The sequence below is a fragment of the Actinosynnema sp. NPDC091369 genome (genome assembly GCF_044757065.1).
In the GTDB taxonomy this organism is placed as follows: Bacteria; Actinomycetota; Actinomycetes; order Mycobacteriales; family Pseudonocardiaceae; genus Actinosynnema.
Genome location: NZ_JBIVUG010000002.1, coordinates 278,994 through 291,230 on the forward strand (window position 1 = coordinate 278,994; position 12,237 = coordinate 291,230).

Consider the following 12,237-nt stretch of genomic DNA (forward strand, 5'->3'; position numbering starts at 1 on the left):
GGAGAACCGCCATGACCGCAGCCATGACCCGCGAAGCCACCCTGGTCCACGACTTCTACCGGTTCGTCGACACCGGCGACGTGCCCGCCCTCGTCGCCATGTTCACCGAGGACACCACCTACCACCGCCCCGGCTACCCGCCGGTGGCCGGGCACGACGGCGTGGCGCACTTCTACACCCACGTGCGGGTGATCAGGGAGGGCGAGCACCGCGTCGAGTCCGTGGTCCTGGAAGGCGACCAGGTCGCCGTGCGCGGGTCGTTCGAGGGCGTGCTGCGCGACGGCACGCACACCAGCCTGCGCTACGCCGACTTCTTCACCCTCGCCGCGGACGGCCGCTTCAGCAAGCGCGAGACGTTCTTCTTCGCCCCCCTCGTCTGATTCCCCGCCTACCCGATCGGAGCACCGCCATGACCTCTCTGCTGAACAAGCCGGCCACCGTCGCGTCCCCCGGCCACGGCGCCGCGTTCACCCCGCACCTCTACAGCCTCAAGTACTCCCCCGACCTGGGCTGGCACGACGGCGACCTGCTGCCGATGGACAACCTCTCGCTGCACCCGGCGACGCTGGGCCTGCACTACGGCCAGGTGATCTTCGAGGGCATGAAGGCGTTCCGGCAGCAGGACGGCTCGGTGGCGGTGTTCCGGCCGTGGGAGAACGCGCGCCGCTTCAACCGGTCGGCCGCGCGGCTGGCCATGCCGTCGCTGCCCGAGCAGCTCTACGTCGACGGCGTGGACCGGCTCGTCGCCGCCGACCACGCCGAGCTGTCCGACCACCCCGACCACAGCCTCTACCTGCGGCCGCTGATGTTCGGCACGGACGCGAACCTGATGCTGCGACCGTCGGAGGAGTACCTGTTCCTGGTCATGGCGTTCGTCGCGGGCGGGTTCTTCGGCGACGTGGTGCGGCCGGTGTCCGTGCTCGTGTCCCGCGACCAGGCGCGGGCCATGCCGGGCGGCACGGGCGACGTGAAGTGCGCGGCGAACTACGGGCCGTCGTTCGTGGCGCAGCACAAGGCGCAGGAGGCGGGCTGCCAGCAGGTGGTGTGGCTGGACCAGGCCGAGCGCAAGTGGGTCGAGGAGATGGGCGGCATGAACCTGTTCTTCGTGCGCGGCTCGGGCCCCGGCGCGGAGGTGTTCACCACGCCGCTGACCGGCACCCTGCTGCCGGGCGTGACGCGGGACTCGTTGCTGCGCATGGCCGAGCGCCTGGGCTACTCGGTGGCCGAGCGGCCGGTGTCGGTGGACCAGTGGCGGGCCGAGTGCGAGGCGGGCGAGATCACCGAGGTGTTCGCCTGCGGCACGGCCGCGGTGGTGACCCCGGTCGGCCGGGTGCGCGACGTGGACGGCGACTTCACCGTGGGCGACGGGGAGATGGGCCCGGTGACCGCCGCGCTGCGCACCGCCCTGGTCGACCTCCAGCACGGCCGCGTGCCGGACGTGGACGGCTGGCTGCACCGCGTGGGCTGACGGGACGGGCGACGCGGGCCGGGTCCACGCGACCCGGCCCGCCCCCGTCCGGGTGACCTCCCTCTGCGCGGGCGCGGCGTCGACCGCCATCACCGAAACCGCCACGCCGAGCGCGTACTCGTACGACCGGACGTCCAGCCGGTTCCTGTGCCCCGAAGGCTTCCCGCACCCCTGTGCCGCACCCCCGTGCCGCGCCACCGGCCACCCGCATTGACGCAACCGAACGGTTGCTATACCGTCGGCTGATGCCGCACGACGCCGAAGCGGTCGCCGAACAGGTCTTCGCCGCCCTCGCCGACCCGACCCGACGCGCCATCCTGGCCGCGCTGGCATCGGGCGGCCCGGCCACGGCCACCGACCTGGCCGATCGCCTGCCCATCACCCGGCAGGCGATCGCGAAGCACCTCGCCCTGCTCACCGACGTGGGCCTGGTGACGGCGGAACCCGGCGAACGGCGCCGGGTCCGGTTCCGGCTCCGCTCCGCCCCGATGCGGGTGGCACAGCAGTACCTGGCCTCGCTGGCCCGCGACTGGGACGGCCCGCTCAGCGCGTTGAAGGACCACCTCGACCGCACGGCGCCCACCGCGGACCCACCGGAACGGACCTGAGCGGTGGCCGGGCCGTGCGCGCGCACTCGAACCTGGAAGGCGGACGACCACGATGAAGACCCCTCCGATCGTTTCCCCGGCGGACTGGGAGGCGGCCCGGCAGGACCTGCTGGTGCGGGAGAAGGAGTTGACCCGGGCGAAGGACGCGATGGCCGCGGCGCGCCGGCGGATGCCGTGGCTGGCGGTGGAGAAGGAGTACGCCTTCGACACGCCGCGCGGCCGGACGAGCCTGCTCGACCTGTTCGAGGGCCGCCGCCAACTGGTCGTCTACCGCGCGTTCTACGAGCCCGGCGTGTACGGCTGGCCGGACCACGCGTGCCGCGGCTGCTCCCTCGTCACCGCCGACCAGGTCGGGCACGTCGCCCACCTGCACGCCCGTGACACCACCCTCGTGTTCGCGTCACGCGCGCCGCAGGCCGACATCGAGCGGCTGAAGGCGCGGATGGGGTGGAGGATGCCCTGGGTCACCATGCTCGACGACTTCGACGCCGACTTCGGCGTGGACGAGTGGCACGGCACCAACGCGTTCATCCGCGAAGGCGACCGCGTGTTCCGCACGTACTTCGTCAACGGCCGCGGCGACGAGGCGCTGGGCAGCACGTTCAGCTACCTGGACATCACCGCGCTGGGGCGGCAGGAGGACTGGGAGGACTCGCCGGAGGGTTACCCCCGGACCCCGCCGTACGTGTGGTGGAACTGGCACGACGAGTACAGCGACGCCGGTCCCGCGGAGGGCTGGCTGGAGAAGGTCGCCGAGGCGGAGGGCACGCTGACGTCCGTGCGGGCGAAGCCGACGCACGACGACTGCTGCCACTGACCCGGGCCCGCGCGGAATAGAGCGGAAATATAGATTTCGGTAAACCGTCGCGCTATTCGCGTGCGCTCTCGCGGTCGGGCGACGGGCGCCGGTACGGTTTTCCGGTGATCGCTGCGGAGTTCGTCGGAAAAAGGCTCGATCCCGTGGTGCTGCGGGTCCCGCGGGAACGGGTCGTCGCATTCGCCCGGGCCATCGGCGAGAACGGCGCCGTGCACGTGGACGTCGACGCGGCGAGAGCCGCCGGACATCCGGACGTGGTGTTGCCGCCGACCATGTTGTTCGGCCTGGAACTCGAAGTGCGCGGCGAGGAATTGTTGGTCGACATGGGGCTCGACCCGTTGCGCGTGCTGCACGCCGAGCAGTCGTTCACCTATCACCGCAGCGTGCACGCCGGCGAGGAGTTGCGGTTCGAGTGCGTGGTCGCCGACGTTCACCGGCGCATGGGCGGTCGACTGGAGTTCATCGTGCAGGAGACGACCGTGCACCGGGGAGACGAGCACGTGGTGGATCTGCGCCAGGTGCTCGTGGTCGAGGAAAGGGGTGCGGCGTGAGCGGGCCCGCGGTCGGCGACCGGCTGCCCCCTTCCGAAGTGCCCGCGATCACGCGGGAGAAGCTCCGGGAGTTCGCAGTCGCGTCGGGCGATGACAACCCCGTGCACCTGGACGACGACGCCGCGCGGCGGGGCGGGCTGGACGGGGCCGTGGCGCACGGGATGCTCGTCATGGCCCACCTGGGCCGGCTGGTCACGTCGTGGCCGGAGGCGGGCGCGCTGCGGTCGTTCAAGGCCAGGTTCACCGCGCCGACGCCGGTCGGGTCACGGGTGACGTGCGGCGGGAAGGTCGCCTCCGTCGACGTGGCCGCCGGAACCGCCCGGGTGCAGGTGAGCGCGGTGCGGGACGACGGCGTGGCGGTCGCGCGCGGCGAGGCCGTGGTGGAGCTGGCGCGGTGAGCCGGTCCGTGCTGGTCGTGGGCGCCAACCGGGGCATCGGCGCGGCCGTGGCGCGGGAGTTCGCGCGGGCCGGCGACCGGGTGGCGGGCACGCACCGCGGGTCGGGCGTGCCGGTCGACGGGGTGTTCGGGGTGGAGCTGGACCTGGCCGACGCCGACCGGGTGGCCGCCGCCGTCGCCGAGGTCACCGCCCACCAGGGCGCGCCCGAGGTCGTCGTGCTGAACGCGGGCCTGACCCGCGACGGGCTGCTCGCCCGGATGCCCGAGGCGCACTACCGGGAGATCATCGAGGTCACCCAGCTCGGCGCGTTCCGCGTGCTGCAACAGGTGCTGCCCGCGATGGCCAAGGCGCGCACCGGCTCGATCGTCCTGATCTCCTCCGCCTCCGCCCGCGCCGGGTCACCCGGTCAGGCGAACTACGCGGCGGCCAAGGCGGCGCTGGAGGGGTTCGCGCGGTCCGTGGCGCTGGAGTACGGGCGGCGCGGTGTGCGGGTCAACGTCGTCGCTCCGGGCCCCGTGGACACCGACATGGTGGCCGTGCTGACGGACAAGCAGCGGCAGGCGCTGGTGGACCAGGTCCCCCTGGGCCGCCTGGCCCGGCCGGAGGAGGTCGCCGAGGTCGTGCGCTGGGTCGCCGGCTCGACCTACGTGACCGGCGCGACGATCCCCGTCACGGGCGGCAGCGCGCTCGGCTGGTGAGGTCCGGCCGGAACGCGCGAGCCGCGGTCGACGGTGGGCGCACGGGTGACCGCGTGGGTCACACCAGGTCGTTCTCCTGGGCGTAGATCGCGGCCTGGACGCGGGAGCGCAGGTCCAGCTTGGTCAGGATGCGGGACACGTGGGTCTTGGCGGTCGCGCCGCTGATGAACAGCTCGTGCGCGATCTGGGCGTTCGACAGGCCCCGGCCGAGGCAGCGCAGCACGTCCAGCTCCCGCTCGGTCAACTGCTCCAGGCGGCTGTCGACGGCAGGCTGGGTCTTCACCGGCGCCTCCGCGTAGGCTTTGATCAGCTTGCGGGTGATCTCCGGGCCCAGCACGTTCTCGCCCGCCGCGACCAGCCGCACCGCCTCCACCAGCCGCGGCGCGTCGACGGACTTCAGCAGGAAGCCCGCCGCGCCCGCGCGCAGCGCCGCGAACACGTACTCGTCCAGGTCGAACGTCGTCAGCACGAGCACCTGCGCCACGTTGTCACCGTGCAGCGCCTTGGTCGCGGCGATGCCGTCCAGGCCCGGCATGCGGATGTCCATCAGCACGACGTCGGGCCGCAGCGCCTTCGCCTGGCGGATCGCCGTCGCGCCGTCACCGGCCTCGCCGACCACCTCGATGCCCTCGGCGTTGCCCAGGATCAGCACGAGACCCGCGCGCACGGCCGCGTGGTCGTCCACCACCAGCACGCGGGTGCTCACCGCTCCACCTCGGGCAGCGGCAGCACGGCGCGGACCTTCCAGGAGCCGTCGGTCGGGCCGGCGGTGAGCGAGCCGCCCACGGCCGCGGTGCGCTCCCGCATGTTCAGCAGCCCCGTGCCCAGCCCTCCCCCGTCACCGCCGTCCCGCAGCTCGTTGACCACTTCCAGCACCATCTCGGTGTCCGTGCGGCGCAGTTCGAGGACGACGTTCGTGCGCGGTGCGTGCTTCATGGCGTTGGTCAGCGCCTCCTGGGCGATCCGGTACGCGGTCAGGTCCACCGCGGCGGGCAGCGGCTCGGTGTCGTCGTAGTCGACCCGCACGTCCAGCCGCATCCCGCCCGCCTGCGCCGACTCGATCAGCCGGGTGAGCTGGGCCAGCCGCGCGGGCGCGGTCGGCTCGTCCGGGGCGGTCATGTCGGCGCGCAGCAGGTTGATCATCGCGCGCATCTCCTCCAACGCGCTCACGCTGTTCTCGCGCACGGACTTGAGGACCACTCGCGTCATCGGGTCCTCGTCCTTCAACGACAGCGCGGCCTCGGCCTGGATGGCGATCGCGGACAGGTGCCCGGCGATCACGTCGTGCAGGTCGCGGGCCATGTGGGCGCGTTCGGCGGCGACCGCGGCCGTGCGGTCCAGTTCGGCGATCTTCGCCAGCTGCCGGGCGTTGGCGCGTTCCACCTCGGCCATCCGCTGGTGCTGCCGCACGTTCGTCGCCCACCACACCGGGATCAGCAGGAACGGCAGCACGGCGAACGCGGCCAGCACGGTCGCGCGCCAGCCCGGCACCAGCAGGACGGTGGCCGTGATCGTGCTGATCGACGTCAGCACCGCGATCGGCACCATGTCGCGGCTGAGCCGCCGCGGGCCGTACAGCGTGGCCGCGTAGAGCAGGTCCGCGTACACCACGAGCGTCGGCGTGCTGACCCCGATGACGCAGTCCACGAGCAGGAACGCGGTGCCGACCGCGAGGGCCGTGCCCGGCGCGATCCGGCGGAACGCCTCCACCGCGCAGACGCCGCCGAACAACAGCAGCCGGACCCACATCGGAATGGGGTCGTCGAGGTTGAACAACGGGTACAGGCCGGTGGCGAACAACACCGAGCCGACCAGCAACGAGCTGATCACGATGAGCGCGTCGTGCTGCCACCCCGGCAACTTCCGCAGCCCGGAGACGACCCGACTTATTCCGGCGTGCACCGCGCGATCACAGCACACGCCCACGCGGCTCGCATCGGCCGAAGTGATGACCCGTGATCGCTCCGACCGCCGATGCCGCCCGCCCGCGCGCTTCGCGATGATGGTGTCACGGCAGGCGCACGGCCCGCCGACCACACCGGGAGGAGCGGATGTCACCATGAAAAGCGTGGCGGTAGCACTGGCGGTGGTGTCGGCTTTCGCGCTGAGCGCGTGCGACCCGGCCGCCGACCGGTCTTCACCGGACAACACCGACGACGGTCGCACGACTTTGCTGTGCCACGTGGCGAACGGGTGGGTTTCGGCGAGTCCGGACGGCAAGAGCGAAGCCGCGAAGACATTGGGTTCGGTCATCGACGACATCGCCGGGAACATGGACGAGTCGTCGCGGGCTGCCAAGGTGTTGGCCGCGGCCCGCCAGTTGCTGTCGGACAAGTCCGAGGACATCGCCGACGGCGCCGCGAAGATCAAGGAACTGTGCTGAGGGTGTGACCGCGCCCGCTGAGGAGGACAAGTGGCTGACGGCAAGGCTGACGACGGTCGGTGGGCCCCGTGGTGGGTGTACGTCGTCCTGATCGTCGGGTGCAACCTGATCAAGCAGTACTTCATCGGCGGCAAGGTGTCCGACGTGGCCAACGTCGCGATCACGGTGGCGATGGTCGGCGCGCTGATCTTCGCCATCACGGCGGTGTACCGGTCGATGGTCGCCACCCGGCGGCGGTGACGTCGACCGGGACTCGGCGGCCTCCCCTGGCCGCCGACCGGTAGGTGGGACGGGCGCCCGTCCCACCTACCCCGACTCACCGTCAACGGGCCGCGACCCGGCGGTAGGCGCGCATGCTCAGCGGCACGAACACCGCCACGATCAGCAGCGACGACAGCCAGGCGTAGGCCAGCGCGTGGTCGTCCGGCCAGGACCCGGACACGACGTCCAGCCCCGGCACGGTGTTGCCGAACAGCCCGCGCACCGCGTTGATCACGGCCGTGAGCGGGTTCCACTCGGCGATCACGCGCAGCGGCCCGGGCATCGACTCCTCCGGCACGAACCCGGACGACACGAACGTCAGCGGCGTCAACCAGATCAGGCCCGCGCTCTGCGCCGCCTCCGGGCTCGGCGAGACCAGGCCGATGAGCGCCCCGATCCACGACATGGCGAACGCGAACACCAGCAGCACCAGGAACGCCAGCACCGCGTCCAGGAAGCTGCCGCGCACCCGCCAGCCGATGAGCAGGCCGCACAGGCACGTCACCAGCATCGCCACCACGCTCACCGCCAGGTCGGACAGCGTGCGGCCGACCATCACCGACACGCCGGACATCGGCAGCGACCGCAGCCGGTCGATGAACCCCTTGCGCAGGTCGGTCGACAGCCCGATGACGGTGAACGCGGAGTTGAACGCCAGCGTCTGCACGAGGATGCCCGCCAGCAGGTACTCGCGGTACGCCGCGCCGCCGAGCAGGCCGCCGAACACGAACCCGAACAGCAGCACGAACATCACCGGCTGCACCACCGCGGCGAACGCCCAGTCCACGCTGCGCCGCACGTGCAGCAGGTTGCGCCAGGCGATCATCCACCCGTCCACGGCGACCTTGGCCACTGCGGTCACGAGTCCTCCCCGTCGTCGGCGCGGTCGGTCAGCATCAGGAACACGTCGTCCAGCTTGGGCCGGTGCAGCGACACGTCGAGCACCCGCACGTCCTCCGCGTCCAACCGCTTCAACGCCTCCACCAACGTCTTCGGGCCGACGTGCACGAGCACGTGCGCCCGCCGCAGGTGGTCGTCCACCACGGGTTCGGCCGCGCCGACCTCCGCGAGCACGCGCTTCAACGCGGGCAGGTCGGCCGCGTCGGCGACGACGATCTCCAGCCGTTCGCTGCCCACGCGCGCCTTCAGCTCGTCCGACGTGCCCCGCTCGACCACCCGGCCGCGGTCGATCACCACGATCGAGTCGGCGAGCTGGTCGGCTTCCTCCAGGTACTGGGTGGTCAGCAGCACGGACGCGCCGTCGTCCACCAGCCGCCGCACCATCTCCCAGGTGTCCAGCCGGGACCGCGGGTCCAGGCCGGTGGTCGGCTCGTCCAGCACGACGACCGGTGGCCGGGCGACGAGCGCGCCCGCCAGGTCCAGCCGCCGCCGCATGCCGCCGGAGTAGGTGCGCAGCAGTCGTGACGCGGCCTGCTCCAGCCGGAACAGCGCCAGCAGCTCCCGGGCGCGTTCCCGCGCCGCGGCGGCCTTGAAGCCGTACAGCCTGCCGACGAGGTACAGGTTCTCGTACCCGGTCAGGCTCTCGTCCACAGCCGCGTACTGGCCGGACAGACCGATGGACCGGCGCACGTCCGCGGACTGCGAGACGACGTCGTAGCCGGCCACGCGGACATCGCCCGCGTCCGGCCGCAGCAACGTCGTCAGCACCCGCACCATCGTGGTCTTGCCGGCGCCGTTGGGGCCCAGCAGCCCCAGCACCGTCCCGGTGGGGACGGTCAGGTCCACGCCGTCGAGGGCGCGGTGCTCCTTGTAGGACTTGACGACGCCTCGCGCCTCGACGGCTGCGGTCACCGTTCTTCCTCCGTGTGGTAGTCCGCCTTGGGCGGGAACAACGTCAGGCGCAGCGGCCAACCGACGAGCCAGAGCGCGGTCACCGCGGCGAGCTGGATCTCGAAGTTCCACAGCTCGACCGTGCTCGGCCCGCCGATCAGGAACATCACCAGCGTCAGCGCCGACGAGATGCCCAGCGCGGCCAGGCAGCGCAGCCACATCGCCCACTCGTGCCGCTGCCGCGCCCGGCCGTGACGCGGCGGTCGGGCCGGTCGCGGGCCACCGGCGAAGCGGTGCGCGAACCACGCGTCCGCCCGTGCCACCAGGTACGGGCCGAACGCCACGCTGATGCCCAAGTAGGCCGCGGCGAGGCTGTGCGTCATGCCCGGCGTGCCGCCCGCGCGCAGGTCGACGGCGCACGCCACCACCAGCACCAGGTCGACCACCGGCACGCCCACCAGCAGCGCACCGCCCAGCCCCGGCCTGCGCAGCGCGTACCTGGTGAGCAGCCCGGAGGCCAGCACCACCCAGAATGCGATCTCGCACGCCACGATCAGGTACAGCACGAACGGGTGGTCCCCCGCCTGCGCCCAGACCTCCTGCGCCCGAACCTCCTGCGCCCGAATCTCCTGGGCTTGCACCGAGTGCGCCACGTCCCGCGGTCACGACTCCACCGGCGGCGCCGCGACCGGCACGCCGGGCCGGTCCCCGATCACGTGCGCGCCCCCGTCCACGTGGACGATCTCGCCGGTCGTCGCGGGGAACCAGTCCGACAGCAGGGCCACGCAGGCCCGTGCCACGGGCGTGAACTCCTGGTCGTCCCAGCCGAGCGGCGACTTGCCGTGCCACCGCTGCCCTTCCCGGCGGGCGGCCTCGTCACCGCCCGGTCCGATCGCGACGGCCGCGGTGGTGCGCAGCGGGCCGGCCGCGACCAGGTTCACGCGGATGCCGTCCCGGCCCAGGTAGGACGCGAGGTACCGGGCGCAGGACTCCAGCGCGGCCTTGGCCACGCCCATCCAGTCGTACTCGGCGTACGCCTGCGAGGCGTCGAAGTCCAGCCCCACCACGGCACTGCCCGGGGCCAGCACCGGCCGAACGGCCCGCACGAGCGCCTGCAACGAGTACGCGGACACGTGGAACGCGGGTGCGACGTCGTCCCAGCGGGCGGTGAGGAAGTTGCCGCCGAGCGCTTCGGGCGGCGCGTAGGCGACGGAGTGCAGCACGCCGTCGATCCGGTCGGCGTGCGCGCCGATCCGCTCCGGCAGGGACGCGAGGTGGTCGGCGTCGGTGACGTCGAGCTCCACCACGGGCGCGGGTGACGGCAGGCGTTGCGCGAGCCGCTCCACCAGGCGCACGCGGCCGTACGCGGTGAGCACGACGTCCGCGCCTTCCTCCTGCGCCAGCCGTGCCACGTGGTAGGCGATGGAGTTCGGCGTGAGCACGCCCGTGACGAGCAGGGTCTTGCCCTTGAGCAGGTCCACGGCTCAGCTCTCCAGCACGTAGCCGTCGCCGGGGCGGTGGCCCCGGGAGCGGCGCAGGTCGGCGAACACGAACGTGCGCTGCAACCAGCGGTCCGCGCCGTCGTAGCGCGGGGTGAACGCCGACCGGCCGTGCACGGTGACCCGGTTGTCCACGATCGCCAGGTCGCCCGCGGCCAGCCGCAGCCCGTTGAACGAGTTGTCGAACAGCTCGCCCAGCTCGTCCATCGCCGCGACGGCCCGTTCGGTGACCGGCTCGGTGGCGGCCTGGTCGACGCACAGGTCCGGGTCGTCGGGGTCGCCGTGCAGCACGGCGCGCGGCGGCACCTCGCCGGACGTCGCGCCGAACGAGGGCGGCGGCGCGGTGACGAACTCGGCCGACGACAGCGCCGCGCGTGCCTGCTCGCCCAGCTTGGGCAGCACCTGGCGGGAGCAGACCAGCCGCAGCTCGGCGACCCGCTCGTGGTCCGGCCGCACGCACACCAGCAGCACGAAGTCCGGCCGGTGCTGGTGGAACGCGTTCTCGGTGTGGAACGTCAGGTGCGCCGACCCGACGTTGCCCTGCACCTCCTCCTTGCCCGGCACCGGCACCACGTTCTGCACCAGCGCGCCGGACTTCTCCGCGCGGAACGCGCCCGGGTCGCCCAGGCCGTGCGCCACGAGCAGCAGCACGGCGGCGGACACGGTGGCCTCGCGCACCACCGAACCCTCGGCCTTCGGCGTGGGCGGGAGGTTGCCCTCGTCCACGGGCAGGTTGCGCAGCAGCAGCGCCCCGCCCGCGCCCGAGTCGCGGCGGAACTCCTTGAGGGTGTGCCGCAGCGTCGCGGGCGCGTCCTCCCACGCCCGGCGCGCGGCGGTGACCCACTCGGGGCTGTCGAGGCGACCGCCCGCCACGCCCAGCAGGCCGCGGGCGATGCGGTCGAGCCACTCGTGCTCGTCGGCCTCCAGCGTGGCGGTGGTCAGCGTGTCCTGGTTGTCCAACAACATTTCCCTCACCCTTAGTGAGTCGTCACCGGGCGGACCCGCCCGAGGTGTGCGGAGATCGCCCCGAGCAGGGCGGTCGGGTCGTGCCGGAAGTAGAAGTGGCCGCCGGCGAACGCGCGGTGCTCGCGCAGCTCGCCCGACCCGGTCAGCTCGCGCCACGCCTCGCCGCGCTCGTGGTCCACGTCGGGGTCGGCGTCGCCTCGGTAGACCACGAGCGGCGTGCGCACCGCCGGCGGTGCGGTGGGCGCGTACCGCTCGATGAGCCGGTAGTCGGCGCGGATCGTCGGCAGCAGCAGCTCGCGCAGGTCGGGGTCGGCCAGCGCGGCGGCGTCGTCGCCGGACACCCGGGTGATCTCGGCGACCAGCGCGCCGTCGTCACGGGTGTGCAGGTCGCGGGGCGTGCGGCGGTGCGGTGCGGCGAACCCGGAGGCCACCAGCAGCGCGGGCCGCCGGCCGCGTTCCTCGCACCGCCGGGTGACCTCGTAGGCGATGGCCGCGCCCATGCTGTGCCCGAACAGCACCACGGGCCGGTCGAACAGCGGCGCGAGCACGTCGGCGAGCACGTCGGCCATCGCCGCCATGTCGTCCACCGGCGCGTCGACCAGGCGTTCCTCCCGGCCGGGGTACTGCACGACGCGCGTCTCGACCGACGCGGGCAGCCGCGCGCCCCAGTCGCGGTAGTAGCTGGCCGAGCCGCCCGCGTGCGGCAGGCACACGAGGGTCAGCTCGGCCGACGGCCGGGGCGTGCGCGTGCGCAGCCAGCGGTCGGCGGTGGTCGTGGCCGCCATGCGCACCTCCTT

Annotated in this window: 17 protein-coding genes; 9 read left to right on the plus strand and 8 right to left on the minus strand. The window is 72.8% G+C overall.

Features of this window, described 5'->3' with window-relative positions; translation table 11 throughout:
• Positions 1–11 precede the first annotated feature (11 nt).
• From ACIQMJ_RS09500 to ACIQMJ_RS09530, 7 genes are all read left to right on the plus strand, one after another.
• Positions 12–380 carry a nuclear transport factor 2 family protein gene (locus tag ACIQMJ_RS09500; RefSeq protein WP_499760485.1) on the plus strand — a complete coding sequence of 123 codons (369 nt, stop codon included), beginning with the start codon at positions 12–14 and terminating at the stop codon, positions 378–380.
• Between the two features lie 29 nt (positions 381–409).
• Entirely contained in the window at positions 410–1,468 is a 1,059-nt protein-coding gene (locus ACIQMJ_RS09505; RefSeq protein ID WP_499760486.1) for a branched-chain amino acid aminotransferase, read from the plus strand.
• 245 nt (positions 1,469–1,713) lie between these two features.
• Positions 1,714–2,076 (plus strand): ArsR/SmtB family transcription factor, encoded by a 363-nt coding sequence (locus tag ACIQMJ_RS09510; protein ID WP_499760487.1) that lies wholly within the window; start codon positions 1,714–1,716, stop codon positions 2,074–2,076.
• 52 nt (positions 2,077–2,128) lie between these two features.
• Complete coding sequence (locus tag ACIQMJ_RS09515) at positions 2,129–2,893, plus strand: DUF899 domain-containing protein (RefSeq protein WP_499760488.1); 765 nt, start codon at positions 2,129–2,131, stop codon at positions 2,891–2,893.
• A 104-nt stretch (positions 2,894–2,997) separates the two neighbouring features.
• Positions 2,998–3,444, plus strand: a complete 447-nt coding sequence (locus ACIQMJ_RS09520) for an FAS1-like dehydratase domain-containing protein (RefSeq protein ID WP_499760489.1) — start codon at positions 2,998–3,000, stop codon at positions 3,442–3,444.
• Positions 3,441–3,842, plus strand: coding sequence for a MaoC/PaaZ C-terminal domain-containing protein (locus tag ACIQMJ_RS09525; protein ID WP_499760490.1), 402 nt, complete (start codon positions 3,441–3,443; stop codon positions 3,840–3,842). The genes ACIQMJ_RS09520 and ACIQMJ_RS09525 overlap by 4 nt, the downstream gene beginning before the upstream one ends.
• Entirely contained in the window at positions 3,839–4,540 is a 702-nt protein-coding gene (locus ACIQMJ_RS09530) for an SDR family oxidoreductase (protein ID WP_499760491.1), read from the plus strand. Before ACIQMJ_RS09525 ends, ACIQMJ_RS09530 begins: the two co-directional genes overlap by 4 nt.
• Positions 4,541–4,598: 58 nt before the next feature.
• On the opposite strand, the gene ACIQMJ_RS09535 is transcribed toward ACIQMJ_RS09530, so the two are convergent.
• Both ACIQMJ_RS09535 and ACIQMJ_RS09540 read right to left on the minus strand, forming a co-directional pair.
• Positions 4,599–5,246 (minus strand): response regulator, encoded by a 648-nt coding sequence (locus ACIQMJ_RS09535; protein WP_499760492.1) that lies wholly within the window; start codon positions 5,244–5,246, stop codon positions 4,599–4,601.
• A complete protein-coding gene (locus ACIQMJ_RS09540; protein ID WP_499760493.1) occupies positions 5,243–6,370 on the minus strand; it encodes a sensor histidine kinase in 1,128 nt (375 codons plus the stop codon). The genes ACIQMJ_RS09535 and ACIQMJ_RS09540 overlap by 4 nt, the downstream gene beginning before the upstream one ends.
• Here ACIQMJ_RS09540 and ACIQMJ_RS09545 point away from each other — a divergent pair.
• Positions 6,330–6,923 carry a hypothetical protein gene (locus ACIQMJ_RS09545; protein WP_499760494.1) on the plus strand — a complete coding sequence of 198 codons (594 nt, stop codon included), beginning with the start codon at positions 6,330–6,332 and terminating at the stop codon, positions 6,921–6,923. The two genes, ACIQMJ_RS09540 and ACIQMJ_RS09545, sit on opposite strands and share 41 nt — an antisense overlap.
• A 30-nt stretch (positions 6,924–6,953) precedes the next feature.
• On the plus strand, positions 6,954–7,163 hold the full coding sequence (locus ACIQMJ_RS09550; protein WP_499760495.1) for a hypothetical protein: 210 nt from the start codon (positions 6,954–6,956) through the stop codon (positions 7,161–7,163).
• 82 nt (positions 7,164–7,245) lie between these two features.
• Here ACIQMJ_RS09550 and ACIQMJ_RS09555 read toward each other — a convergent pair whose 3' ends face one another.
• The 6 genes from ACIQMJ_RS09555 to ACIQMJ_RS09580 are packed head-to-tail and all read right to left on the minus strand — an operon-like array spanning position 7,246 to position 12,225.
• Positions 7,246–8,046 (minus strand): ABC transporter permease, encoded by an 801-nt coding sequence (locus ACIQMJ_RS09555; RefSeq protein WP_123742034.1) that lies wholly within the window; start codon positions 8,044–8,046, stop codon positions 7,246–7,248.
• Positions 8,043–8,996, minus strand: coding sequence for an ATP-binding cassette domain-containing protein (locus tag ACIQMJ_RS09560; RefSeq protein ID WP_499760496.1), 954 nt, complete (start codon positions 8,994–8,996; stop codon positions 8,043–8,045). Before ACIQMJ_RS09560 ends, ACIQMJ_RS09555 begins: the two co-directional genes overlap by 4 nt.
• Positions 8,993–9,616 carry a hypothetical protein gene (locus tag ACIQMJ_RS09565; protein WP_499760497.1) on the minus strand — a complete coding sequence of 208 codons (624 nt, stop codon included), beginning with the start codon at positions 9,614–9,616 and terminating at the stop codon, positions 8,993–8,995. The genes ACIQMJ_RS09560 and ACIQMJ_RS09565 overlap by 4 nt, the downstream gene beginning before the upstream one ends.
• A 21-nt stretch (positions 9,617–9,637) precedes the next feature.
• A complete protein-coding gene (gene fabI / locus ACIQMJ_RS09570) occupies positions 9,638–10,456 on the minus strand; it encodes an enoyl-ACP reductase FabI (protein WP_499760498.1) in 819 nt (272 codons plus the stop codon).
• Between the two features lie 3 nt (positions 10,457–10,459).
• Positions 10,460–11,440 (minus strand): TauD/TfdA family dioxygenase, encoded by a 981-nt coding sequence (locus tag ACIQMJ_RS09575; RefSeq protein WP_499760499.1) that lies wholly within the window; start codon positions 11,438–11,440, stop codon positions 10,460–10,462.
• A gap of 11 nt (positions 11,441–11,451) precedes the next feature.
• Positions 11,452–12,225 carry a thioesterase II family protein gene (locus ACIQMJ_RS09580; RefSeq protein ID WP_499760500.1) on the minus strand — a complete coding sequence of 258 codons (774 nt, stop codon included), beginning with the start codon at positions 12,223–12,225 and terminating at the stop codon, positions 11,452–11,454.
• Positions 12,226–12,237 lie beyond the last annotated feature (12 nt).